The 25,151-nt window shown below is 41.0% G+C and carries 21 protein-coding genes; 14 read left to right on the forward strand and 7 right to left on the reverse strand.

Annotation, left to right across the window (positions count from 1 at the left end):
• Positions 1–4: 4 nt before the first annotated feature.
• The 3 genes from smc to SOI83_RS05835 all read right to left on the reverse strand — a co-directional run bounded on the left by smc (position 5) and on the right by SOI83_RS05835 (position 4,388).
• Complete coding sequence (smc, locus tag SOI83_RS05825; RefSeq protein WP_320675710.1) at positions 5–3,613, reverse strand: chromosome segregation protein SMC; 3,609 nt, start codon at positions 3,611–3,613, stop codon at positions 5–7.
• 68 nt (positions 3,614–3,681) lie between these two features.
• Entirely contained in the window at positions 3,682–4,041 is a 360-nt protein-coding gene (locus SOI83_RS05830) for a hypothetical protein (protein ID WP_320675713.1), read from the reverse strand.
• 101 nt (positions 4,042–4,142) lie between these two features.
• The gene (locus SOI83_RS05835; RefSeq protein ID WP_320675714.1) at positions 4,143–4,388 is read right to left on the reverse strand and encodes a hypothetical protein; all 246 of its coding nucleotides are present in this window, start codon (positions 4,386–4,388) and stop codon (positions 4,143–4,145) included.
• A 531-nt stretch (positions 4,389–4,919) separates the two neighbouring features.
• Here SOI83_RS05835 and SOI83_RS05840 point away from each other — a divergent pair.
• Both SOI83_RS05840 and SOI83_RS05845 read left to right on the forward strand, forming a co-directional pair.
• On the forward strand, positions 4,920–5,387 hold the full coding sequence (locus tag SOI83_RS05840) for a hypothetical protein (RefSeq protein WP_320675719.1): 468 nt from the start codon (positions 4,920–4,922) through the stop codon (positions 5,385–5,387).
• Positions 5,384–5,770, forward strand: a complete 387-nt coding sequence (locus SOI83_RS05845) for a phage holin family protein (protein ID WP_320675726.1) — start codon at positions 5,384–5,386, stop codon at positions 5,768–5,770. Before SOI83_RS05840 ends, SOI83_RS05845 begins: the two co-directional genes overlap by 4 nt.
• Position 5,771: 1 nt before the next feature.
• Here the strand turns inward: SOI83_RS05845 and SOI83_RS05850 are convergent, their stop codons facing one another.
• Entirely contained in the window at positions 5,772–6,896 is a 1,125-nt protein-coding gene (locus SOI83_RS05850; protein WP_320677680.1) for a class I SAM-dependent RNA methyltransferase, read from the reverse strand.
• 419 nt (positions 6,897–7,315) lie between these two features.
• Between SOI83_RS05850 and SOI83_RS05855 the strand changes: the two genes are divergently transcribed.
• The 9 genes from SOI83_RS05855 to pstS all read left to right on the forward strand — a co-directional run bounded on the left by SOI83_RS05855 (position 7,316) and on the right by pstS (position 17,161).
• On the forward strand, positions 7,316–8,212 hold the full coding sequence (locus SOI83_RS05855; protein ID WP_320675734.1) for a sugar nucleotide-binding protein: 897 nt from the start codon (positions 7,316–7,318) through the stop codon (positions 8,210–8,212).
• Positions 8,213–8,214: 2 nt separating this feature from the next.
• Positions 8,215–8,670, forward strand: a complete 456-nt coding sequence (locus SOI83_RS09685) for a WbuC family cupin fold metalloprotein (protein WP_414153397.1) — start codon at positions 8,215–8,217, stop codon at positions 8,668–8,670.
• 35 nt (positions 8,671–8,705) lie between these two features.
• Positions 8,706–9,887, forward strand: a complete 1,182-nt coding sequence (locus SOI83_RS05860; protein ID WP_320675735.1) for a methyltransferase domain-containing protein — start codon at positions 8,706–8,708, stop codon at positions 9,885–9,887.
• On the forward strand, positions 9,887–10,669 hold the full coding sequence (locus tag SOI83_RS05865) for an SDR family oxidoreductase (RefSeq protein ID WP_320675737.1): 783 nt from the start codon (positions 9,887–9,889) through the stop codon (positions 10,667–10,669). Before SOI83_RS05860 ends, SOI83_RS05865 begins: the two co-directional genes overlap by 1 nt.
• The gene (locus SOI83_RS05870) at positions 10,666–12,489 is read left to right on the forward strand and encodes a thiamine pyrophosphate-binding protein (RefSeq protein ID WP_320675739.1); all 1,824 of its coding nucleotides are present in this window, start codon (positions 10,666–10,668) and stop codon (positions 12,487–12,489) included. Before SOI83_RS05865 ends, SOI83_RS05870 begins: the two co-directional genes overlap by 4 nt.
• A 7-nt stretch (positions 12,490–12,496) precedes the next feature.
• The gene (locus SOI83_RS05875; RefSeq protein WP_320675741.1) at positions 12,497–13,663 is read left to right on the forward strand and encodes a pyridoxal phosphate-dependent aminotransferase; all 1,167 of its coding nucleotides are present in this window, start codon (positions 12,497–12,499) and stop codon (positions 13,661–13,663) included.
• A 64-nt stretch (positions 13,664–13,727) separates the two neighbouring features.
• Positions 13,728–14,873 (forward strand): TIGR04372 family glycosyltransferase, encoded by a 1,146-nt coding sequence (locus tag SOI83_RS05880; protein WP_320675746.1) that lies wholly within the window; start codon positions 13,728–13,730, stop codon positions 14,871–14,873.
• Positions 14,874–15,255: 382 nt separating this feature from the next.
• The gene (locus SOI83_RS05885) at positions 15,256–15,843 is read left to right on the forward strand and encodes a DUF2939 domain-containing protein (protein WP_320675750.1); all 588 of its coding nucleotides are present in this window, start codon (positions 15,256–15,258) and stop codon (positions 15,841–15,843) included.
• 331 nt (positions 15,844–16,174) lie between these two features.
• Complete coding sequence (pstS, locus tag SOI83_RS05890) at positions 16,175–17,161, forward strand: phosphate ABC transporter substrate-binding protein PstS (protein WP_320675752.1); 987 nt, start codon at positions 16,175–16,177, stop codon at positions 17,159–17,161.
• An 816-nt stretch (positions 17,162–17,977) separates the two neighbouring features.
• Here the strand turns inward: pstS and argJ are convergent.
• A complete protein-coding gene (argJ, locus tag SOI83_RS05895) occupies positions 17,978–19,234 on the reverse strand; it encodes a bifunctional glutamate N-acetyltransferase/amino-acid acetyltransferase ArgJ (protein WP_320675759.1) in 1,257 nt (418 codons plus the stop codon).
• A gap of 48 nt (positions 19,235–19,282) precedes the next feature.
• Between argJ and coaE the strand changes: the two genes are divergently transcribed.
• Complete coding sequence (coaE, locus tag SOI83_RS05900; protein ID WP_320675761.1) at positions 19,283–19,888, forward strand: dephospho-CoA kinase; 606 nt, start codon at positions 19,283–19,285, stop codon at positions 19,886–19,888.
• Here the strand turns inward: coaE and gatB are convergent.
• Positions 19,881–21,368: an Asp-tRNA(Asn)/Glu-tRNA(Gln) amidotransferase subunit GatB gene (gatB, locus tag SOI83_RS05905; protein ID WP_320675767.1), complete on the reverse strand. Its 1,488-nt coding sequence runs from the start codon at positions 21,366–21,368 to the stop codon at positions 19,881–19,883. The genes coaE and gatB overlap by 8 nt on opposite strands.
• A gap of 109 nt (positions 21,369–21,477) precedes the next feature.
• Here gatB and SOI83_RS05910 point away from each other — a divergent pair, with 109 nt between their 5' ends.
• Entirely contained in the window at positions 21,478–22,596 is a 1,119-nt protein-coding gene (locus tag SOI83_RS05910) for an NAD(P)/FAD-dependent oxidoreductase (protein WP_320675770.1), read from the forward strand.
• A gap of 32 nt (positions 22,597–22,628) precedes the next feature.
• Here the strand turns inward: SOI83_RS05910 and ndk are convergent, their stop codons facing one another.
• A complete protein-coding gene (gene ndk / locus SOI83_RS05915; protein WP_320675771.1) occupies positions 22,629–23,087 on the reverse strand; it encodes a nucleoside-diphosphate kinase in 459 nt (152 codons plus the stop codon).
• A gap of 116 nt (positions 23,088–23,203) precedes the next feature.
• On the opposite strand from ndk, the gene speA reads away from it, so the two are divergent.
• The gene (speA, locus tag SOI83_RS05920) at positions 23,204–25,147 is read left to right on the forward strand and encodes a biosynthetic arginine decarboxylase (protein ID WP_320675772.1); all 1,944 of its coding nucleotides are present in this window, start codon (positions 23,204–23,206) and stop codon (positions 25,145–25,147) included.
• The last annotated feature ends 4 nt before the right edge of the window (positions 25,148–25,151 follow it).

Genomic DNA, 25,151 nt, shown 5'->3' on the forward strand with positions numbered 1-25,151 from the left:
CACTTCAAGCTGCCTCAGGTAAACCAACAACTTGAGTATGCGCACCGCGCGCCTGAGTAACACCTATTGTGCGACTGGATGCGCCAATCATTGGTCGCCTATGGCTTACTACTAAAAACTGAGCTTGCTGTGCCTGTCGAGCGATCAATGCCGCCAGCCTCTCAACATTAATCCCATCTAAAAAACTATCAACCTCGTCCAAGGCATAAAAAGGAGACGGACGAAAACGTTGGAGCGCAAAAAGAAAACTCAATGCAGTTAAAGATTTTTCCCCACCTGACATTGCAGCCAAGCGTCTAACCGATTTCCCTTTGGGATGAGCAACTAAGGTCAAGCCACCCTCTAATGGATCATCTGGATTATCGAGCTGTAGGTGTCCATCCCCCTCAGAAAGACTGGCAAAAATCTCTCGAAAATGACTATCCACAGCCTCAAATGCTTCCAAGAAAGCTTCCTGCCTCAAAGTTCCCACAGTTTCTATACGTAATAGCAATTCTCCTCTCTCTTCATCAAGAACCTGAAGCCTTTGAACAAGTTCTTGAAGACGTTCTTCTAGTTTTTCTAATTCCTCTAAGGCAAGCATATTAACTGGCTCTAATGCTTCCATTCGATCTTGTAATTGCTGCAAAGTTATACGCAAAGCGTCCAATCCATCATTACGCAATTGTTGTGGAATCTCAGGCAATGGATCTGGGAGAGACTTTTCCGATTCTTGTATTCTGATAGTGCTATTGCGTAATTCTTCTGCCAAAGACTCCCGCTCCTCTCTAAGTTTTTCCAAGTTCCATTGAGCCATTTGCAGCTTCTGACGCTGATCAGCAACTTTGGCCTCAGCCTGATCTCGAGCTCTACGTTGCTCCCCAAAAAGTTCTTGTAATTCTTTTTGCTGAGTCTCTAAACCAAAGCGTTTTGATTTAAGCATTTGTTGCTGCTCTTTCCAAAGAGCATGGTGCTGAGTCAACTTCTCAACCAAATCTTTTAGACGACTCTCTTCAATCAGAAGAGCCTGCTGTTGATCTCCAAGTCGCTCCAGAGCAAGTTGCCGCTTACGTTGATCGTTTAACAACTGATCTCTTTTCACTCTTGCTTCATTAAGAGCAACATCAGCCAACTCAAGATCCTTCTGCAACTTATTCCATATCTCTGAATCCCCATGCAACTGTGATGCAGTTTCTTTTTTTTCCAATTGTTCTAGCTCACTCACTACTGGCTCCATTTCCTGCGAAATAAATTCCAAACGCTTCTCGTGCTCTTTTTGCCTTTGATGAAGTGCAGTTGAAGACTCCAACCGATTGCGGCGTCTATCTAACAAAGGCCCATTAGCCCTTCGTGCTGCTTGACGCTCCGCTTCTAAGGCGGCCTGACGCTGCTCATAACTCCTTAACTTGGGACGTAAATCTTCTATAGCTTGGCCTTGCGAAGCTTCTTCTTGACTGCATTGCACAAGCGCTTCTCCTAACTCAATTAAACGTTTACGTAACGGTTCAGCTTCATCCGAATCCATACTGCTTCCAAAGCTCAAACCAATACTTCGTCCGGAAAAACTTCCTCCAGTCATTGCTCCTGTCTTTTCGAGTAACTCTCCATCCAAAGTGACAGCTCGGTGCTGACCCAAATGAACTCGCGCAGAACTCAAATTTTTAAATACAAGGGTTTCTCCAAAAACATATGCAAAAACATCTTTATAAACAGGTTCAAATTGCACAAGGTCTATTGCTCTACCAAGGCAATCATCACTCTCTTTGAATTGATTAGATCCACCAGTTCGAGCCAGCACAAAGTTGCTCACTTTCCCACCAGTTTTAATTCGATTCAAAGGCAAAAATGTTAATCGGCCAGCTCGTCTTTTTTTAAGCATCTCTATTGCTTTTGCAGCAATACGATCATCATCAACAACAATCTGTCCAAGTCTTGTTCCTGCTGCCACATCTAGTGCTAATCGATGGGCAGCATCTACATTTCCCAATTGTGCAACAAGACCATGAATCCCCTCTATACCTGCTTCAAGAAGCAACCTAAGAGCACCTATTCCTCGACTTTCATTAACAGTTTCCCGTCGACTTTCTATTCTTGCCAAATCCCTTTCCAGCCTAGCCTGCTCCTGCTGTAGGCGATTTCTTGTGCGTTGCTTAACAGAAAGAGCTTCTAAAGATTCAGCTAAAGATATCTTGTGATTTTTGATCTTTTCTACAAGGTCTTTCCATTCAATGTCTAATTGATCTAACTGCTCTTGAACTTTTTGATCCTCAGCGCTATCAAGATCTTGCTCGATTTCGAACTCCTTCTGCCGACAAATACTCTGCTCTAATCGCTCCTGAAGCGTTTGCTGTTCTTGCCTAAGGGGCTCGAGAATCTCTTGAAGTGTCTTACGCCTAGTACTCAACTTTTTCTGCTCGTCTAACCAAGCCCCTGATCGACCAGCGACATCGCCTAGTCGTCTCCGAGAGACCTCAACTGCCGATTCTGCATTTACACAAATTTGCTCGGATTCTTTTAAAGCATTCTCAAATGGATCATCAGATACTGCCTTACTTTCCCCTTGCAGGTCTTGTTGCTTCTTTAAAAGGTCTTGTCTAAGGACTTGTAGATGTTCACCCTCTTGCTTGTGTTGAATAGCCTGGCGGTCCAATTCACGACTCTGTGTGTCCAAACCTGCTAATTCAGCCTGTACAGACAAAAGTTTATCTTCACCTAATGCCTTAACATTCTCTTGAAGGGACTGAAGTTTATCCACTTCTTTTGATAACTTTTCCTGCTTCTCAGCAATTATCTCAATATCTCTAACTTCTTTTTTAGAAAGCTCTTCTTGCTGTACTTTTAGTTTTACCAAGCCGTTCTTAGCATCTTCAAAAGCAAGAACCAATTCTTGCTGCCTACCCAAGTGAAGCCGTTCTCTAAGTTCTTGATAAGTTCTGGCCTTTGCACAATCTTTTTCCAAACGCTGTTTAGCAATCTGCAACTCTTGCTCAACAATTCTGCAACGTTCTTGACGCTCATAAACTTCATCTAATTTTGAACGTGTCTGTTCTATTCGGTTATCAAATAAAGCAACGCCAGCTAATTCATCTATTAGGCTCCGCCGATCCTTATTACTCATAGATACGATTCTGGTCACATCGCCCTGCATCACTACATTGCTGCCTTCAGGGTCAATCCTCAAACGCCTTAATTGAGTTTGAAGCTGCTGAAGATTGCATGGCTCGCCTTCAACGCTGTAACTACTGCTATAGGAGCCTCCGGGCATTACTCTTAACCGGCGCGTAACAGTCCATTCCCTCTGGCCAGCACTGATCCAAGGCCCTTCAGAAGGCGGCTCCAATCCTTCCTCGGCAGGATCTGGCTGCCAATCACTCAAATCGAACCTGACACTTACTACGGTTTCGGCAGACTTTCCTGCTCGAAGAACTCCGCTATTAACCAAATCAGGCAAGCGATCGGCTCGCATACCTCTACTAGTAGCTAAGCCCAGACAAAACAGAACCCCATCAAGAATATTGCTCTTTCCGGATCCATTAGGCCCGGTCACAACTGTAAATCCCTCCTCAAGAGGGATCGTCATCGCCCCGCCAAAGGACTTGAAATGCGTTAGCTCGACCTGATTGATATGAACCAACAGGACGAAAGCTGCTGTCTTCGAAGGTTAGCGAAACCTTCGAGAACCTCAAGAGGTCTTCACATGCTCTAATTTTTTTCTATAGGCAGCGCTTGAGTAAGAAAACAAAGGTTGTTCTTAATCTCCAAGGTGGCACAAAAGGCTTTACTCCTGAGATAAACGCGCACGGAAGCATCCTCAAGAGCATCAAGACTCCCTTGATAAATACCATCGAGAACTCTTTTGACTGATCCTCGACCTTCAGACAATTCTGCCGCTTCCTTTTCCAACCACTTCAAGCTGTGTAATTGAAGAGGGGTAACTTGCTCGCCTGAACCTCCAACACGAGGGAACCTAGTCAATCGCCATGTTCTGCAAGCATGGCGATCTTCTAAAAGCAAGTCGAAATGATCTCCAACGGGATCATGAGAAAAGACGGTATGTCTCAACAAGACCCATCTCTTCGACTTTTCCACAAAGCAAATCCCCACTCAAAGTTATCTCTAGGAATTAAAGCATTCTCAAATTACTGATAAACAAAAGATAAATTTTAAGACCTGGAAATGAAACCATTCAAAGCTTTGTCACCGGTGTTCTTTTGACGAACATATCTAACTTCTGCTTCCGCTGCACGCCTTGTAGCCCAATGCGCTATAGCACTTTTTTGTTTTTGTAATTCCAACAATTCGAACGCTAAGCTACGCAGCATTTCTATGTCCCCACAGGTCTCAATTGTACGGCGAAGATGTTCTACCTGTAATTCAAGTTGTAAACTTGGTTCAATTGGTTCAGTCATAACAATAAACAGAACTTTCTACTTGTTAAAAGTTAAAAGAACTAGCTGCCTATACATAGAAGTAGAAGCCTTCAGGACGGAAAACATAAAAAACAAGTGAGCCGCTGAGCGAGGCTCTATCCAAACCATCCTGAGGCTATTGCGCTTACGTGAGCGGCGAAAACCTAGTCCTTGTATGGCTTAGTAAACCTAAGAGCAATAAACAAGAGTGATGCAGCTCCTGCAAATGCGACGCCGATCAATTGATTGTCAGTAGGAACAAGATTGGAAGCAAACAACATTGCGGACAAGCCGGCGTCCATGATTATTTAAGACAATGACTCGGGAAGTTTGGCACTAGAAGCATTGCTATAGCAATAAATGTAAGAAAAGACGACGCTACGCCAAATAAAAGGAGGTCCATCTTCAGAGGAACAGACCTAAGAACGACCTGAGAAGGCCTTCGTTTTGAACCATCTCTAAGCTTTTGTGCTCTAGGGGGTTTCACTCATAGCCTGCTCTTCCTATTCTTAAAGCAACCGTCTGGATCTCATGGAATCCACGAATTCCGCATCCGGCGATCCCCAAGCTTCGGTTGGGACCAATCCGCCTAATACAGCAGATCCTTCCGATCATTGGTTTACAGAGCGCTTTGAAAGCCTCTTGCCAAGGATTCAAGATCGCTGGCCAAACGTCGCCAAACAAACCTTAGAAGCCACGAAAGGCAGCTTGGACGAAGTCGTCCGAGTGATTTCAGAACATTCTGAACAAAGCAACTACGGGGTACGCGATCAACTTGAAGAGTTATTCAATGCTGCTGGAGATAAGACAAAGGAACTTGCAGAGAGTTTCGAACCATTAGAGAAAAAACTAGAAGCACTTCTAGACGAACTCAATAGCACGATTAGACCACGTATTGAGAGACCTGTTCGGAATCGTCCTTTACTGGCGATAGGCATGGCGGCAGGCGTTGGAATATTGATAGGCCTAATGATGGCTGGAGGCAGAAAGAGACCATGAACGAAGCACAACGCTCTAAAGGCTTAGGGGCCGCGGCGAGAGTTACTGCATTAGCAGGATCAGTCATGGACCTTCACGTGCGCATAGCACTCCAGGAAGTGGATCGTGAAAAACGCAGGATTATCAGCGGTGGAATCTTTCTCGCAATGGGAGGCACCCTGATGCTAATGGCGTTATTAGCCAGCGAAGGAGCCTTTTTCCTATGGACTCAAGATGCTTTTGATTGGAGTCCCATTTACTCATTATCAATAATTACTTTGACTAATCTTTTCCTGGCTGGATTGAGCTTACGCATTGGCGGACAGCTAACTAAGGGTCCCTATCTTCGCGAAACAATGGAAGGTCTATCTAAGACAACAAAAGCCGTTTTAGGGCAGTCATAAATTAATGAATAGCATAATGCAGCCAGCGGCAATCAATTCCTCCATTATTAATTGGAATTCTACTATTACATTTCATCTTCAAGAATGCAGAAAGGCTGGGATTTCCACTGAGCATCCAAAAATCCCAACCTGAAGCCTTAGTCTTTAAAAATTGACCCAATTTGATATACAAATGAGACAAATCTGTGTCCCTTCCAATACGCTTGCCATAAGGCGGGTTACACACAATCACACCCTTCTTATCAGGCATTCTTAAATCTTCAAAGTCACCTATTTTAATGTGAATAACTTTTTGAAGTCCAGCTGCACAAACATTTGCATTAGCTTGACGAGCAATTTCCTCATCTGCTTCACAACCAATGATTAAAGGCATATTTATTTTTTTATTTTCTGGAGGAGCAGCAAGTTGCAACTCCTTTTCCCACAACCTTGAATCAAAATCAGCCCAATTTTTGAGCAAAAATGTCCGGTTTTTGCTTGGCAAAATTTGCAATGCCAAACTGGCAGCCTCAATCAAGAAAGTGCCGGAACCGCACAAAGGATCAACCAATGGCAACGAAGACTCCCAAGAAGTCATACCTATTAACCCTGCCGCCAAATTCTCTTTAATTGGCGCTACTCCCATTGCTGCACGATAACCACGTCGATGAAGGCTTCCAGAGACACCATCCAAGCTAAGAATTGCAGCTCCATTATTCAAATGAAGATGAAAACATAAGTCTGGATCTCCAAGATTTACATCAGACCTTTTCCCCCAACATTGCCGTTGAAAATCGACTAAAGCATTTTTTACTTGAAGAGCACTGAAATGACTGTGATTAAGGCGGCTAGTTGATCCTGAGACATCAACTCGAAAACTTAAAGAAGGAGGTAACCAGCTATGCCAATCAAGTGCTCTTTGAATGCCCAAATAAAGGGTTCTTGGATCGCTACAGGGGAATCTCGCCACCTCCCTTAAAAAACGAAATGGAAGTCTGGCCTGAAGATGAAGTCTATATAAACAGGCCATGTCCGATTGAAATTCAACAAGTCCCCGCCTAAGTTTTACTTGTTGTGCCCCATGCAAAGAAAGTTCTTTCGCGCCCTCCATTTCCAGACCCTGTGGGAAAACAGCTATAACCTTCATAAGGCAAAAATTACTCAAAAGTCGGTAAAGGAATCACCAAAGAAAAGAGCAAGAAAGGACAAAACTAATTTGCTCAAAGCTGTCAGAATGTAATTGTTCATTTTCGGATGAACTAGGTGATCCACACCAGTGCTTCGGACAGCGGTTCGATTCCGCTCAGCTCCATTAAATTCCCTAAACGAAGGGGCTGCAATGGTTTCGACGGGGCATCAGGCGGGTGACTGAAGCCTGCTCGGTCAGAGCAAAACCGTAACAGCGAACAACATCGTTCGTTTCTCCCGTCAGACAGCCCCTGTTGCTGCCTGACCCTAGTTAGGGAGATGGGGTCAAGTCAGCCTTATCACCCAAATGACTCATGAGGGCTGGAAGGCCCTCTCTTTATACGTGATATCTTTAAGTTTAAGTATGAAATCGTTGACTTGATCAGTAGGAATACCAGCCAACAACCTACATATCATATCTATGGTTCAACTGGCCTTCTAGGAAGTGCATTATCAGAAATATGTTCTGGCACAAAAAGAAATTACAAAGGGTACTCATTTTCTGGCAAGGATTCATATCAAGTTGATATATCAAACAGAAAATCTATTGCACAATGCCCTCCACCACGGGAGGGGGACTACATCATCAATCTAGCCGCAATCGCACAACCAATGAAAGTCCTAGCGAATATAGATCACGCTAGGGCAATCAACGTTAATGGTAATCATAACCTAGCCAAATACGCCGAGAAATATGGTTGCAAGTATTTCTTTATGTCTTCCGTAGAAGTATTTGGAAGGGAAATAGAGGGGCTCAAAGAAACAACCGAAACCTCACCAATAAATGAATACGGGAGGCAAAAAGAAGAAGCAGAAATTCACCTCTTAGAGTCTAACGATAAAAACATTATCATTGGAAGAACTAGTTGGAACATCTCCATGAATGGTATTGGTAGATGCTTAATTGATGTCATGATCGACAGTCTTGAAAAGCCAGATAGCAAAATGGCAGAAGATAATCTTTTTACTATTGCATCATCTTATGAAACAGCTGGAAACATAATAAAGGCCTTGGAGTCTAATTTTACAGGCATAGTACACATTGCAAGTCCAACGCCAATATCTAGATATAAGATAGCTAAAATAATCATGAAATTATCAAGAAGCAAAATGTTATCCTGCAAGAAATGTAAATTCAATGATCTCTCGTTCAAAGAGCCAAGATCAAGGCTAAATGTGCTTGACTCAAGCCTAAGCATTTTAACATTCAATGCCAGTTATTCTGATCCTACAAAAATCATCATAGATAGGTTAATTAACCTCAATATCGTGTAAAAATGGTCTCATCAAATCAAGTGAATTTGATTTACGTAAACGAGAACACTTTGCGTGTAAACTCTAGTGGCTTCATTTTCAAAAATGAGTATCGGTTAAAGTTGATTGAACTTGCGAAGAAACATAAAAGTGGAAGTGCGAGAATATGCCTTCACGGTAGTACATTAGAAACGACACAGAATATGATTATCTGCTTAATGCCTCACAAATCATTCCAGGGCCATTTTCACCCTAAGGGGAAGAAGGAATCATATACAATTTTGTCCGGTGTTCTCTATGTTGAACGGTATTCAGCAAGTAACGAACTTATCTCAACCGAGGCCCTTACAGCGTCTAACACTCCATATATGCACCTAGGGGGAGAAAAGCATTTACCATATACAAAAGAAGAGATATGCCTCTACCAGGAGGTTTATCATGGAACATTCATCAAGAACAAAGACGTAATCCCCTTTTAACTTAGCCAAAATCAATCTGGAGACATATGGAGAGCTTGATTCAAAAAACAAGTTGCTGCCCAATCTGTTCATCAAATGATGTTGAAGTCGTATGTGAGTTAAAGAATTATCCATTGACTGAGTTATTCGTACCATCTTGTGGGAATGCAAGAGATAGAACCCAGCATCCATTAATAGAATCGGATCAAACCCTAAAATATTGCTCCGATTGTTCTCATGCTTTTCTGGAAAATGTGATATCTCCGGATTATTTATACTCTAAAGACAACTACAATACAGTTACGACAAATAGTAGTGGCTCCTTAATAAGTATTAAAAACTTTGCGCGTTTTATAAACCAACAAAATCATGAGGTCTCATATACTATTGATATAGGTGGTAATGACAGCAATTTACTGAGACTGATAAATTGCGAGGTTGGCTGTGTAATAGATCCAAATGCCAGTTCAAATGACAAAAGATATTCGGCTATAAATAATTTCTTTGAGGCAATTAATCCAGAAAAATTTAACGGGGCTCCTGTTAACATAGTTTCTAGTCATACACTTGAGCATATCCAGTCTCCGCATACATTTTTCAACTTCCTAAGTTCTATAAAAACTATTGAGCATGTATTTCTACAGTTTCCATGTCTAGAATTAATGCACGAGTCAAGCAGATACGATCTCATACATCATCAACACTTGCATTATTACACATTGAACTCAATTCAAACCCTTGCCAAACAATATGGTTTTATAATAAATGCCTATGAATATGACCATGACCACTATGGAACATTGCGGGTACATATTGCGAAAGAAAAGGTGCTTTTAAAGCAAAGTATTCATGAAAAGCTCTCCTCAAAACTCGATATTAATGACTTAATAAATGATTATAAATTATTCAATAAATCATGCTCTAATAACTCATCAATGCTAACAAAGCTTCCTTCACTATACTGCTATGGTGCATCTTTAATGCTGCCAATAATATACTATTATTACCCATCTCTTAGTTCCTTATCAAAAGGAATATATGACATGGATGAGAGTAAATCATCAGTACGATATGCAAATGTACAAACACCTATTCTTCACGATGATGGCAAAGTAGATTTCAACAATATGTCCATTTGCATAACTGCAGTTGCAACAAAATCTGCTCATCGTAAAATATTAACCAACTTGGCAAAAAGACAGCCAATATATATCTTCAATCCTTTCGGAGCATTGTAATGGATTTAGGCATCAAAGAAAAATCGTGCCTTGTCACAGGAGGCTGCAATGGAATTGGCGCGGAAATAACTCGATCATTACTCAAGGAAGGTTGCCGTGTAACAGCAACCTCTCGATCAGCTCCTGAAGAATTTATATCTACGTTAAACCAGGACGATCAATCAAGATTCAATTACCTATTAGCTGAACTTTCCAGTACAGGTGGTTTGCAAAATTTCCTTAATCAAAATAATTTTGACTTTGATATTCTAATTAATAATGCTGGGCACACCTTAGACGTTAAAGACCCTTTTTGCTCATTAGAACAATGGGGAAAAGTGATGCACTTAAACTTTTATGCCTGCGTTGAACTTGTTAATCAAGTTGTACCTCATATGAGGCGTAGCGAATGGGGCCGAATTGTCAATATTACATCTTGTGCGGGCCTTGAAAACTCAGGTCCAGTAACATTTACTACCGCCAAGGCTGCATTAACAGCGTACACCAGAAGCATGGGCCGTGTTCTGGCAATAGAGAGCCCTGGCATTGTCATGACAGCTGTCTATCCAGGTGTAATAGTCACCCCAGGTGGGCATTGGGATTCAATTCTCAAAGAAAATCCGGATCACGCTAAAAAATATATTGAGGAACGTTGCCCACTAGGAAGATTTGGAAAAATATCGGAATTTGTACCTGCAGTTATGTTTTTCGCCTCTTCCCATGCATCATTTGCCCATGGCTCTATCGTTGGGATTGATGGAGGACAATCAAAACACTTCATGCAATACAACTATGAGCCATGAATACATACAAGGTATCTGACTTCATCGCACAAAGACTATTTGAATATGGAGTAAATTCAGTCTTTGGTGTACAAGGTGGTGCGGTTGTTCATTTATTTGATTCACTACATAAATTAAATCAAATTTCAATCTGCTACACCCATCATGAACAAGCTGCTGCTCTAGCAGCCGTAGCAAATGCAAAAATCACCTCTGGCTTAGGAGCTTGTTTTGTAACGACAGGCCCGGCAACTACAAATGCTATGACAGGGCTTCTGGCAGCTTGGCAGGACTCAACTCCCGTCATCTTTATCTCAGGGCAAACTAGATTGGCACAAACTAGTTATGGGCTTGGGGTTAGACAGAGGGGTTCACAAGAGTGCAATGTTTTAGATGTAGTAAAGCCATGGTGTAAATTTACAAAATTAATTTCTAGTACTTCACAAATCGATGAAGCAATTGATGAAGCCGTTAAATATGCACTTCAAGGAAGGTGCGGTCCTGTTTGGATAGATATTCCATTAGATATTCAATGGGGTGAATGCACCGTTAGAAAGGTCTCACCAAAAAGTATTGATACCAAAGAAGAATACAAATTAAATAGTAATGCAATAACAAAACAAATAGCATCACACCTTAAAGCATCAAAAAGGCCTTTAATTCTTTTTGGAAGAATTAACTATCAAGAGGAGTATCTTGAAACTTTTTTTGATTACTTGTCGATTAACAATATTCCATGCGTCTCGACTTGGGGAGCCCCTACTATTAGTGGCAAAGAAGCATTTACAGCTGGTATTATTGGGGTCAGTGGTCAGCCTGCAGCAAATTTTGCTGTGAAGTATGCAGATTGCATCATCTCCCTTGGGCCCCATTTGTCTATTACTCAATCAGGGAACAACTTTTTCGCGTTCGACAAACACCAAAAAATCATATTTATAAATATAGATTCTAATGAATTAAGTCAACTTAACTTAAAGGATAAAAGCAACATTATCTCATGCAATGTTGATGCAAATTTAATAATTCAAAGTTTACCTAAGAAGGCCATTAAATATAGCTACGCAGATGAAAATAAGAGTTGGATGAGATTGCTCACTAAAGTTACTAATTCACTATCTCCCCAAAAAGCGGCACTGCAGCTAGGAACTGCTAATTTCACTAATCCACATCTTTTTATTTGCAAATTGTACTCTCGGCTCAGAAAATCAGATTTAGTAGTTATTGATGGAGGCGGTTGTGCTTTATATGCTGGCTTTCAATCAATTCCAGTAGATGCTACTTTTAGAGTTATTTGTAGTACATCCATAAGTGCTATGGGGACTGGCCTTCCAGAGCTCTGCGGGGCAAGTCTACAAAGGGGAATAAACAAAGCAGGGAAGAATATCTGCATTATTGGTGACGGCAGTTTAATGTTTAATCTCCAAGAACTTCAAACAATTAAATCCAATATTTCTTCTGCAATAATTATAGTAATCAACAACTCGGGTTATTTGGCTATTAGACATACTCAGGCAAACTTCTTAAATGAAAGATTTTATGGCACATCTGGAGGCAGTTTTGGTATTGACATCCCTTCTATAGAAAAAATAGCTAGTACTTTTGAGTATAAATATTTTTGTGTTTCAGATGATAGCCTTATAGATACAACAATAGAAAAATCTCTCAGCAATAGTAATTCACATATGATCATTGAAGTCATCTCATCTCCTAAACATGAGAATCTCTTCACAGCATCATTTGTGAAGAACAAGGATAACTCCTACTCGCAACAAGGCCTGCATCTTATGCGGCCATTTGAAGACTTCTCATATAGGGACTTAGATACGGATTCTGTTTTATAAAAAGATAATGGAGCTCTCATCAATCACAAAGGATCTTTTGGGACAAAAGATGTTCCAAATTATGGAAGAAGCAAAAAATATAGAATTAGCGGGCTCTAATGTCTTGCACTTTGAAATTGGAGATCCTGATTTTGATTCTCCTGATATTGCAAAGCAAGCAATTAAAAAATATATAGACCAAGACATAACTCATTATGCACCTAGCTCTGGCCTATTAGAGCTCAAAGAAGCAAGTCGAAAGGTGACTTTTAAGTCAAGAGGCTTCGAGCCAGACCTTGACCAACTTTTAGTCACATCAGGTGCAAATATTCAAATTTATCTAGCTTGTGCATGCCTAATAAATCCAGGAGATGAAATTATCATTCCTGATCCAGGCTTTGTAAGTTATGTATCTATAATTAAATCACTAAGAGGTATACCTAAATTTGTACCTCTATCTGAATCAAATAATTTCACTTTAGATCCCAAAGACCTTAATCATCAGATTAATTCTAAAACAAAAGCCATAATCGTCAATTCACCACATAACCCTACCGGCGCTGTAATTTCTAGAGAAGGGTTTATAGAAATCTTTGAAATCTGTAGGCAGCACAACCTTTACTTAATAAGTGATGAGGTCTATGGTCGCATGATCTATAATGACTTCCCCAATTCATTCTTTTCACCATCGCAAATTGACAAATGTAAAGAAAGAACCTTAATGATTCATTCCTTCAGTAAAACCTTTTCCATGACAGGATGGAGGATTGGCGCAGTAACTGGACCAGAAAAAATTATCAAGAAAATGTCACTTTTATTTGAAACAATAAATTCTTGTGTCCCGCCTTTTATCCAACTAGCAGCCGCTGATTTGCTCAACAAAGACCCGCAAGCTTCCAAATCAATGGTAGAGGAATATCAAATACGTCGCAACTTATTTATGAATGGTATAGAAAACCTTAGGTTACTTTCATGCATTAAGCCAATGGGGGCATTCTATGCATTTGTAAATATTAAAAAAACAGAGTTAAGTAGTGAAGAGTTTTGCAAATACTTATTGAATGAGTCAAGAATTGCAGCTTGTCCAGGAAACTTCTTTGGTATTACTGGCGAAGGCTTTGTACGCTTTTGCTTTGCAAATTCACAAGAAAATATCAGTCTTGCATTGAAACGCATCAAAGATTTGGGCTTTTAGGGTTACTTATATAAAACCACATCGAAGCTAATTTATGTTAGATTAGATATGTTAGGTAATAGGCATGGTTGATCTTAGCCTTGAGTTAAAGCATCTGCTAATTTCCGCAAAACAAAGTGACTTTCAAGTAGCAAAGATTACCTATCAAGCTCTTGGGCATTCCATTTTTGACCCTATCATTTACGATTACTTTTATCAAAAAGGTGTTATCAAGCAAAAAGCGCTATTTATATGTGATTTCACAAAAGCTGCTAACAGCATAGTACTAAACAAATTCGGCAAAGATTCACAAATATTTTTACATAATAGTGTTGCATCTTTTGGGATAGAGAGTCTTGGTTATTTACCACAATCTATACATGATACAAGTGCTCTTTATAACAACTATTCTATTCCACATAATCCACCAATATGGGCAGCAATCGACAATTATATAAATCAAGATTCCGATATCATGTCATCATTTTCTCCATCAAATAATATTCATGATATGTATAAGAATTTCTTAAAGGATTATGGGCTTGATGATTGTAATTATATTTGTATTCATTGCAGGCAAGCTGGTTACAAGAGTGAGCAACTTTCCGGCAATCAATCTTTTAGAAATGCAGATATTTCCTGCCTGAAAGAAAGTGTTGAAGTGCTAGAAAAATATGGCATTAAAGCTGTTCAAATGGGCTCTCCAGGTACTGAGCCATTAATTCACCAAAATGTAGTTAATTATTCTTCTAGTCGTTATGCATCATCGACAATGGATTTATTAGTAGCTAATGGGTCCCTCGCATGGTTAGGCGACTCATCTGGAGCCAGTGCATATGCAACTTTATTCAGAAAGCCTCGAATATTATTTAATATGCCATTAACTGGTTGCATTGGATATTCCTCGCAAGATCTACATTTATTCATGAAGCCCCATCTAATAGAGAGTTCAACAAAATTAGAAATTAGGAATGCATTTGCAATCGGTGTTGATCGTTACTCATGCTCAGAAAAACTGGCGAGCATGGGCTTTTACTATCAAATCAATACTGGTAATGAAATATCGAATGCAGTCTCAGAGTATTTGCCACATATAATCTCAAAACAACATAAGGAATATATAACTAATTGCAGATCCAGTCATTTATTTAATGCTTTTTATAGTCAACTTCGACCTGATTCATATATTCGAGGTGCTCATGGAGCAATTGCCATGAATCTAATTGCTTAACTCAAGGGGAAATTTCTAAGATACTTATCAAATACTTATAAGGAGATCGTGCCTGCCATGTCATTCAAGGGAATTCAGAAAACTCCTTTCGACCTTAAGGATTAGAAGAAAGGTGACAGATACCATTGACCCTTTATCATATATATCAACCACATGGCTAGTGGGCCAGGCTATAAAACTCTCTTTTTGCAAGGAATTGCCTCTTTCAGTAAAGACACCTGCAAAACGAAAAGTTTTCTCAATTTTTAAAAGATATAGAACTTGCAATGGTTCTAGACTTGAGTGGTGCATTGACAATGAAACTTCTCAGCGGAGTGACAAAATGCCATCCCTCCAAAGCAATTAGCACTTTGAACATCAGCTTCTCTGCTCAACTCTATAGATGAAAACCAACAAGCCTATTTTTTGGGGCAAACTTCGATGGATTACTGTTATCGCAGCCATTCTTTATGGGACATGCCTTTATGCAAGTCCATACGTTGCAATATTAAAATGTAAAAGATCGATAGAGAGAAAAGATTCAGGCAACTTAGATAAGTGCATTGATTATAAACTCCTTAGGGCTAATCTAAAAGCAAGGTTTAAAAAATTTATAATAAAAGGATTAGGAGATAATACAACTGAAAGTCCATATATCACCTTAGGCATGTTGATAATCGTGAACCCTCTTGCTGATGGCATGGTCAATGCAATAATAAGACCTTCTAATCTTCAAGCCTTACTCAACTATGGCAAATTAAATCTTAGAAATAAAGAAATTAGTGCTACTGAGCATCCCCAGAACTTTGTTCTTGGTAATGATCTAAGAAAGATTGAGCCTAGACTTTTCTATAATTCTTATCGACAATTCACTTTAAGCATCCATCCGTCTCAACTCAATGAGCCAATCGAATTCTTATGGAGGAGAACAAACCTTGTGACATGGAAGCTTCATGACATCCATATACCACACCGTCTTTACTTGAAATGAAAAGGAAAACTTCTTGTTGATACCCTAACCCTGCGAACAAAGAGATGGCATTCCTACCTCCTCTTGAGCCAGGATAAGGATGTAATAAGGAGTTGCAGGTCTTATGACCCGCCACGCTTACACAATCAGTTATCTAGACAGCACTAGGAAAAGGTGCGAGTTTTGCACCTATGCAAACGACTCATTTGAGGCACGCTTAATTGCTATGGAAACAATTCAATATGTCCACGAGCATCCTAATTCTATTAATTACATCCTTAGGGCTCACTAAGACTAGGCCTTCCTTCAATTCTCTGAGATTTATTCAAGCGCAAACCCTCTGCCTGAATCTATGATCTTGTACAACAAAACGCTCCTTTGCTCTGCTTTACTACTCCTGAGTGCCAGCACATACGCTTGCGGTTCCTCAAGCACTACTCCACTAAGAGGAGCAGGAGCATCATTTCCCGCAAAGATTTATGCAAGATGGTTCTCAGATCTCGCAAAAGCAGGCGGACCTAAAGTCAATTATCAATCCATTGGCTCAGGTTCAGGCAGGAAAGCGTTTATTGACGAAACTGTGGACTTCGGAGCATCCGATGATCCAATGAACGCGAAAGATATCGCGAAGGTCCAACGTGGCTTAGTTCAAATCCCAATAATCGGAGGGACTATTGCATTTGGGTATAACTATGACTGTGACCTGAAGCTCACTCAAAAACAAGCAGTTCGTATTGCAATAGGAAAAATCAAAAACTGGAAGGAACTTGGTTGCGCAGAAGGAAAACTCACCTGGGCACACCGCTCTGACGGTTCCGGCACCACAAAGGCTTTCACAAACTCAATGAAAGATTTCTCAAACGAGTGGACTCTGGGCTCTGGTAAATCAGTCAATTGGGCTGGTTCTAATGCCGTGGGAGCCAAAGGCAACGCAGGTGTCGCCGGAGTAATTAGGAATAATCCTGGCACCATTGGCTATCTCAACCAGTCCTATATCAAAGGCAAGATAAAAGCCGCATCTCTCGAAAATCTCTCTGGTGAGTTCCTCAAGCCAACTGTGGACTCAGGAGCCAAAGCACTCAATGGAATCAATCTAGACAGTAATCTCGCCGGAAATAACCCCAACCCCACCGCTCGAGGTGCTTACCCTATTACAACCTTGACCTGGATCCTGGCCTACAAAACTGATAATGGCAGTAAACAGCAAGCAATCCAAAAAGCATTGAGATATTTATTAAGCGATGCGGCCCAAAACAAAGCTGCCAAGCTTGGATTCATTCCTCTCCAAGGAAATATTTTACTAAAGTCAAGAAATGCTATTGATCGCATTGGTGAGTAATCCATAACTCATCATCAGGTGGATTACCTAAGAAAATAGACATAATATTATCCGGTTATTTTTGCAGCTCTACCAATTCAATTAATCGAACTATCTGAATAAACGAACCTACATTAAGTCCACTTATGTATTAAAAATAGACAAAAGTGTAAGCATAACGCTTTGTTTGAAATGTTGATCTAATTTGATTAGGAATGCACAGAAACACCAAATTATTGCAAGCAACTTCTCAAAAGATTATAAGATCCTTGTGACCTTGAAGTTGTTTAATCGTCCCTTCAGACAAATAATGCATCTCTCACTTCGTCAATGAGATGAACCTATAGCAATCAAGGCTACCCTTCAACTGAAGAATATTTAAATAAACTATTTAATAGTTGATGATCGCAGCAGACGATCGATATGGGAGAAATAAAGCATATAAACTATGCAGCATCTAGTCTAACTAATGACCAACTTTTCATGAGATTCCGAAAAATATCTAAGGATTGTTAGCATGCCTGAGTAGATTTAAATCCAAGAATGACTTATCAGTTGCCAAAAAATAACTTTGCAATTAGCCAAGAATCGTCACTTCAGGCTTGCTAGAAAAAGTGTCAGAAGGCTTTGCATTCAATTTTTCCTGAACCACCTTGTCAGATGGCCGCTTAAAGCCTCTGATAAACCTAGAAAATGCCCTTAATATTGCCATGGGATTTAGAGAATTTTACTAATCATGCAGAGGTTAGGCACAATGTCAATTCTTTGATCAACCATTCTCTAAGATTTTTTAGATTTACTCATCAAATCGTGGAGAGGGTCTTAAACCATCTCGCTTTAGGTTGTGTAATCGGCATTAATTCTGATGTATTGATCAGACAGATCACAACCCCATGAAATACCTAGACCTTGCCCGCTACCAACTACTAGTTTAATAGTCACGCAATCATCAATAAGATATCTACCCCTCATTCGATTCCTCATATAAGTAACAACTTCCTTTTGATCGAATGGCAATGAATTTCCGCTTTCTAGTAACTTACAGTCGCCAATCCAAAGGTCTAGATCTTCTAATTGAAAAGCAACCCCTGAGCGACCCGCTGCAGCCACTATCCTTCCCCAATTAGGGTCACAACCATGTATTGCAGTTTTAACCAAAGATGACCCACAAATAGCTCGTGCAATACATCGAGCTTCCTGGTCGGTTGAAGCTCCATCGACTTTAATTTCTAAAAGGCAATTGGCCCCTTCCCCATCCCGAGCAATAGCTTTTGCCAAGAATTGCGCGACTTGCACTAATCCAGATTCCAAAGCACCCCAATAATTTCTATCTAGAGGCGGTCCAGCAGCAAAAGCTATGACTGCATCATTTGTACTTGTATCACCATCAACAGTGATTGCATTAAAAGAACAATCAATGGCACGCGTCACCATTGATGACCAATCTGCAGAAGGAATTCCTGCATCACAGGTTATATAACCCAGCATGGTTGCCATATCAGGGTGAATCATTCCTGAACCTTTAGCCATACCTCCGATTCTGACCACTCTTCCTCCTAACTCCGCTTCAACAGCAATTTGCTTATCCACTAAATCAGTTGTGAGTATTGCCTGAGCCGCTTGATTGCCTCCCATGTCATCCAGACCTTTAACAAGAAGGGGTAAAGCCAGCAACAACTTTTGAACAGGAATAGGCACTCCAATAACCCCCGTAGAGCACATCAGAACCTGATCAATCTCTAACCCGAGCAGACCAGCTAAAACTTCCGTAACTTTCAAAGTATCAACTAGACCTCTATTACCTGTACAAGCATTTGCTTGCCCAGAATTGATCAAAACTGCTCTTACATTTCCACCGGTAAGTTGCAAACGTTGAATCGCCAAATCAATGCAAGCTGCTCTAGTCACAGACTTTGTAAAAACACCGGTACAAACCGCCTTGCCAGGGGCTAATAAAAGTGCCAAGTCTGCCTTCCCCGAGGCTTTCAATCCAGCAGTAATTCCTGCCGCCTTAAAGCCTCTAGGAGAAGTGAGACCACCACTAACCAAAGACCATAAAGATCTATTGAGATGGGTCACAGCTTTCACAGACACACACTGACCTCATACTGAGCCATGATCAGCAAGCTAGAAACCCCGATCATGAATAATCCAGAAGTACAACGACGCATCGGGATAACAGGTGGTATCGCAAGTGGCAAAAGCAGTGTGGCCAACTACCTTGCGAAAACTTATTCGATTCCACTATTAGACGCTGATCTATTTGCACATGAGGCATTGGCCCCTGGGACAGAAGCCAGCACAAAAACGATACGCAGATATGGAAACTCAATTCTTCAAAAAACCAACAGTTTCATCCCAGAGATAGACCGTTCTGCCCTTAGTGAAATTATTTTCAAGGATAAGACAGAGCGATTGTGGCTTGAGCAGCTTATACACCCCAAAGTGGAGCAACATTTGATTAATGACCTGGAAAAATATAAGAACTACCCTATTGTTTTGCTAATGATTCCTCTACTATTTGAGGCAAAATTTGAAGTATTTTGCAGCGAAATATGGCTAGTAAGTTGCGAGCCAAAGCAACAGCTAGAGCGCCTCATTCATCGTAATAAGATCACTTCTGAAGAAGCTCAAAGACGTATAAATTCTCAATGGCCTTTGGAACAAAAAAAAGAACTTGTAGATATATTAATTGATAACAGCAATGCAAAAGAAGCCTGGATTAACCAGGTCAAAGAACTTATTTAGGCTCTTCTCCTTTTAGCTTCATAACCAGGAGTTGGTTGGCAAGTTTTGGATCAGCTTTGCCCCCTGTCCTCTTCATAAGTTGCCCCACAAAGAATCCTTGTAACTTGGTTTTCCCATCACGATAGTCTTGAACCTCCTTTGAAAACTGATCTAGCAACTCATCAATAACCACTAGCAGAGCGTTTGAATCACTAATCATTCCAAGCCCCCGCTCGTCAATCATTCTCCTTGGGGATCCACCTTGAGCCAATAAATCTGGAAGAATTTCCTTCGCAATTTTGCCACTAATTTTACCTTCCTCAATCATCTGCACCATCTCTGCCAAACCCTCAGGTTTCAATGGTAACTTTGTATAGTCCAACCTGTTTGAGTTTACGTAAGCAGCTATATCCCCTGTAATCCAGTTAGATGTCACTTTGGGATTTGCTCCTCCTGCAACTGTCTCCTCAAAAAATCTAGCCATAGAAAGCTCATCAGTTAATACTCTTGAGTCATAAGCGGAAAGGCCATACTCAACGGCATAACGATGCCGCTTTTGGGCTGGCAACTCTGGAAGTTCAGACAACCATTTCTCTTTCAACTCAGGAGCGACTTCAATAGGGCCAAGATCTGGATCAGGAAAATATCGATAATCACTACTGCCTTCTTTAGAGCGCATACTCTTAGTCAACTGCTTTCCCTCATCCCATAAACGTGTTTCCTGTACTACTGGCTCATTAGCCTCATAAGCCTTAATTTGACGCTGAACCTCATATTCACAGGCTTTTTGAATTGCGGAGAAAGAATTCATGTTCTTAATCTCTACCTTTGTGCCAAAAGGAGCCTTTGGGCCACGGCGCACAGAAATGTTGACGTCACATCGCAATGAACCCTCCTGCATATTTCCATCCGAAACACCTAAATAACGAACAATTCGTCGAATCTCAGATGCATATTCAGCCGCTTCCCTACCAGTCCTTAAATCTGGCTTACTAACAATTTCAGCCAAAGCAACTCCTGCGCGATTGTAATCAACTAACGAATGAGTAGATCCTGCTAATCGATCACTACCCGCATGGACTAACTTGCCAGCGTCCTCCTCCATATGCAGCCGCTCTATTCCAATCTTTTTCAAGTAGGTCTCTTTCCCCTTCTCAGCGACCTCTACTTCAATCCAACCATCTTCAGCAATAGGTTCATCAAACTGTGAAATTTGATAGTTCTTTGGCAGGTCTGGATAAAAATATTGCTTGCGATCAAACTTACTATGCATTGCGATGTTCAAATTCAGAGCCATCGCAGCTTTAACGGCATACTCCAGCACCTTCTGATTTAAAACTGGCAAAGTGCCTGGTAAACCACATACAACAGGGTCAATATGGGTATTGGGATCATCACCAAACGTTGTGGAGGCATTGGTAAAGATCTTGCTTTTCGTACCTAATTGAACATGGGTTTCAAGACCAATAACAGCCTCCCAATCTGACTTATCTGTTGCCATAGCTGATTTTCTAGATGACTGAGTCCTTTGGAAATGAAAAATTTAGAGATTTGCCTCTGAACTTTAAAAAAATGCCGAGAGTCAAGCAAACCAATTTACTAGAAAGATAGTGAAAGCTAGCAAGCCCTTGTTAATTCTTGGCGGTGGCCTAATGGGTCTTGCGATAGCTCACGCGCTAGCCAAGAGGGGCCGTACTGTAGAAGTTCTTAGTAGAAATAGAAGTGAAGCCGCAGGCTTTGTAGCAGCGGGCATGCTTGCACCACATGCCGAGGGATTAAGCAACGAGCTTCTAAAGCTGAGCCAATTAAGTCTTAAAGCCATTCCTTCATGGGTGGAAAGCATTGAAAAAGACAGTGGAATAGGTTGCGACTTAAGGAATTGCGGAATTGTGGTGCCGTTTAGGTCGTATAGCGAACTAGAGACATATTCGACTGCATCCTTTGGTGAACACCTAAACCGAAAAGACTTAGAAAAAGAAATTCCTGGACTTGCCTCAAAATGGCAGGCAGGATTATTTTTTCCACAAGACGGACAAATCGATAACAGAAGAAGACTAATGCGAGCGCTAGAAAAGGCCTGCGCTGAATTGAATGTGCATTTTCAAGAGGGAGTAGAAGTGCTGGAAATCATCCATGACAACCACTTTTTCACAGGTGCAAAGGTGCGCAATGCAGAAGGGAAAGTTACTATTCTTCCAGCAAAAGAAGCGGTGTTGTGCAGTGGGGCATGGAGTAGCAACTTATTAAAGGAGTTGCCAATCTTTCCCGTCAAAGGACAAATGTTGTCCATCCAGGGACCTAAGGCTGCATTGAAACGAATTATTTTTGGCCCAGGTACTTATTTGGTCCCTCGAGATGATGGACTGATTGTCGTGGGAGCAACTAGTGAAAGAGGGGCTGGTTTTAGAGAAGGCCTTACACCATTTGGTCAAACAGAACTACAAAAAGGGATCAAGAACCTTTTACCCAACGCAATTACATGGCCTCCCATGGAACGATGGTGGGGTTTCCGGCCATGCACCCCAGATGAGAAACCTTTATTAGGACCATCATCAATTCAAGGGCTCTGGCTTGCGACTGGACACCACCGAAATGGGGTACTTCTAGCGGCAATTACAGCAGAACTAATCAGCAAATCTATTTGTGAGATTCCACTCAAGAACGAACTAAAGGTACTAATGAAAGCATTCTTGTGGAATCGCTTCCATACTCAGGCCAAAGACTCATGATAGGTAACTAAAAGAGAGAAATATCTCAGGAATCATGCCTCAACTCGCCAGACCTGATCTGAAGGGAGCCAATCATTTAACTCAGCAGCCTGGAACCAAAGCCCAATTTCAAATTGAGCTGTTTCTGCCCCATCAGAGCCATGGATGACATTGCGTCCAATATTCACAGCCAAATCACCACGAATCGTCCCAGGTTCCGCCTCTAAAGGTTTAGTAGCCCCAATTAATTGACGAGCACTTGCAATCACACCATCTCCTTCCCAAACCATTGCAACTACAGGACCACTTGTAATGAAATCAACTAAACCATTAAAAAATGGACGTTCACGATGTACCCCATAATGTTGTTCAGCCAACGCTCGGCTAGGAGTCAACTGTTTCAAGCCAATCAACTTGAATCCTTTGCGTTCAAAGCGTCCAAGAATCTCACCCACTAGCCCTCGCTGAACGCCATCTGGCTTAATAGCAATAAAGGTCCTTTCAACAGCCATGAAACAAACAGATCAAAACAAAGCCATAGTCTTCTTTCTGATACCCACTTGGCAAGCGAGCGGCTGGCAGTCATTCAAACGGTCCTTAAATTTCATTTAAAGAAACAAAGCTGCTAATGCCACTGGCCAACACTGCTAAAAACAAAAAATGGACAGTCTTAGACAGCGCTGCTTTGTATGGACTGGATAAGTGGGGAGAGCAGTATTTTTCGATAAATGAATTAGGTCACATATCTGTACAGCCAAAAGGTGCAGGGGCCGGCTCCCTAGACCTAATAGATCTAGTCAAGGGGCTAGAAACTCGCAATCTTCAACTACCGCTTTTAATTCGTTTTGACGACATTCTGGAAAATAGACTCGAACAAATTCATACAGCTTTTGACGAAGCAATCAAGGAATATAAATATGCCGGTAGTTATCAAGGCGTCTTTCCTATCAAATGCAACCAACAACGTCATGTTGTCGAAGAATTAATCTCGTCTGGGGAAAAATGGCATTTAGGCCTCGAAGCTGGTAGCAAAGCAGAGCTGCTTATAGCTTTATCTCTTTTAAATGATCCAAAAGCACTTTTAATTTGCAACGGCTACAAAGATCAACGCTACATAGAAACAGCTATACTTGCTCGCCAGTTAGGTCGCCAACCTGTAGTAGTCATTGAACAAGCTGATGAAGTTGAAAGAATTATTTCTAGCAGTCGTGAATTAGGCGCAGCCCCCTTAATCGGTATTCGCGCAAAACTCGCCAGTCGAAGTAGTGGAAAATGGAGTAATTCTGTTGGGGAGACAGCAAAGTTTGGTCTTTCAATACCCGACATTCTTGCAAGCTTAGAAGCTCTCCAGTCTGCTGGACTTATTAATGATCTTCGGCTATTGCATTTTCACCTAGGAAGCCAAATCAATGATATAGCTGTTTTAAAAGATGCCCTACAAGAAGCCAGCCAAATATATGTAGAGCTAACCAAGCTAGGAGCACCTATGGGCTACCTTGATGTAGGTGGCGGCTTAGGAGTTGACTACGACGGAAGCAAAACTGCTACCACAGCATCAACAAATTACTCATTGCAGAATTATGCCAACGATGTTGTTGCCACAATAAAAGAATGCTGTGAATCGAATCAAGTAAACGTACCTACTTTGATAAGCGAGAGTGGGAGAGCAATTGCCAGCCATTTTTCAGTTCTTTTATTCAATGTTCTAGGCACAGAAGGGAGACACAAAAAGGCACCATCGAGCAGCCCAAAAGAATGCTTAAGCATTAGCAACCTAAGAGAGACATTAGCCAAAATTACGGCGACCTCACGCGAATCCGAAATTGCTATTCCCAACCTCCAAGAGGCATGGAACGACGCAATCAAATTTAAAAATGATGCACTCGCCGCATTCCGCCTAGGTTACCTTCGCATGCACGAAAGAGCTCTGGCCGAGCAATTAACTTGGGCATGCGCAAGAGAAATCGTGCAAAAACTGCCTATCGAAAAAAACATTCCAGATGAACTCAAAAATTTACGGTCCAATTTTGCCCACACCTACTACGCCAATCTTTCCATATTTCGCTCAGCCCCAGACACTTGGGCCATTGATCAAGTATTTCCTATCATGCCAATTCATAGATTGAATGAAGAGCCTACTGAATTAGGACATTTTGCAGATCTTACTTGTGATTCACATGGAAAAATAACAAGGTTTATAGACAATGGAGAAGTAAAATCTCTGCTTGAACTTCACCAATTAAAGCCTAACGAAACCTACATAATAGGCATGTTTCTAGGTGGAGCTTATCAAGAAGTCATGGGTAATCTGCATAACTTATTTGGAACTACAAATGCCGTACATATTCGCCTAGCCACGAATGGCAACTACCAAGTAGACCATGTTGTACGTGGGGACACAAATGCCAATGTGCTCGAGGCTATGGAACATGACCCAGAACAACTACTGGAAAAATTACGAATAGCCAGTGAGTCGGCAATACACCGAAAAAGCCTAAAAATCAAAGATGCACAACGTCTAATGGATCACCTTGAAACCAGTCTTCGTCAAAGCACATATTTACAGCAATAAGTAA

The sequence above is a fragment of the Prochlorococcus sp. MIT 1300 genome (genome assembly GCF_034092375.1).
Classification (GTDB): domain Bacteria; phylum Cyanobacteriota; class Cyanobacteriia; order PCC-6307; family Cyanobiaceae; genus MIT-1300.

What these genes read in the sequence shown, in the direction of transcription:
- SOI83_RS05835 (WP_320675714.1), bottom strand. Translation starts at nt 4,388, where the DNA reads ATGACTGAACCAATTGAACCAAGTTTACAACTTGAATTACAGGTAGAA.
- SOI83_RS05840 (WP_320675719.1), top strand. Translation starts at nt 4,920, where the DNA reads ATGGAATCCACGAATTCCGCATCCGGCGATCCCCAAGCTTCGGTTGGG.
- SOI83_RS05845 (WP_320675726.1), top strand. Translation starts at nt 5,384, where the DNA reads ATGAACGAAGCACAACGCTCTAAAGGCTTAGGGGCCGCGGCGAGAGTT.
- SOI83_RS05850 (WP_320677680.1), bottom strand. Translation starts at nt 6,896, where the DNA reads ATGAAGGTTATAGCTGTTTTCCCACAGGGTCTGGAAATGGAGGGCGCG.
- SOI83_RS09685 (WP_414153397.1), top strand. Translation starts at nt 8,215, where the DNA reads ATGGTCTCATCAAATCAAGTGAATTTGATTTACGTAAACGAGAACACT.
- SOI83_RS05865 (WP_320675737.1), top strand. Translation starts at nt 9,887, where the DNA reads ATGGATTTAGGCATCAAAGAAAAATCGTGCCTTGTCACAGGAGGCTGC.
- SOI83_RS05870 (WP_320675739.1), top strand. Translation starts at nt 10,666, where the DNA reads ATGAATACATACAAGGTATCTGACTTCATCGCACAAAGACTATTTGAA.
- SOI83_RS05875 (WP_320675741.1), top strand. Translation starts at nt 12,497, where the DNA reads ATGGAGCTCTCATCAATCACAAAGGATCTTTTGGGACAAAAGATGTTC.
- SOI83_RS05880 (WP_320675746.1), top strand. Translation starts at nt 13,728, where the DNA reads ATGGTTGATCTTAGCCTTGAGTTAAAGCATCTGCTAATTTCCGCAAAA.
- SOI83_RS05885 (WP_320675750.1), top strand. Translation starts at nt 15,256, where the DNA reads ATGAAAACCAACAAGCCTATTTTTTGGGGCAAACTTCGATGGATTACT.
- pstS (WP_320675752.1), top strand. Translation starts at nt 16,175, where the DNA reads ATGATCTTGTACAACAAAACGCTCCTTTGCTCTGCTTTACTACTCCTG.
- coaE (WP_320675761.1), top strand. Translation starts at nt 19,283, where the DNA reads ATGAATAATCCAGAAGTACAACGACGCATCGGGATAACAGGTGGTATC.
- gatB (WP_320675767.1), bottom strand. Translation starts at nt 21,368, where the DNA reads ATGGCAACAGATAAGTCAGATTGGGAGGCTGTTATTGGTCTTGAAACC.
- ndk (WP_320675771.1), bottom strand. Translation starts at nt 23,087, where the DNA reads ATGGCTGTTGAAAGGACCTTTATTGCTATTAAGCCAGATGGCGTTCAG.
- speA (WP_320675772.1), top strand. Translation starts at nt 23,204, where the DNA reads ATGCCACTGGCCAACACTGCTAAAAACAAAAAATGGACAGTCTTAGAC.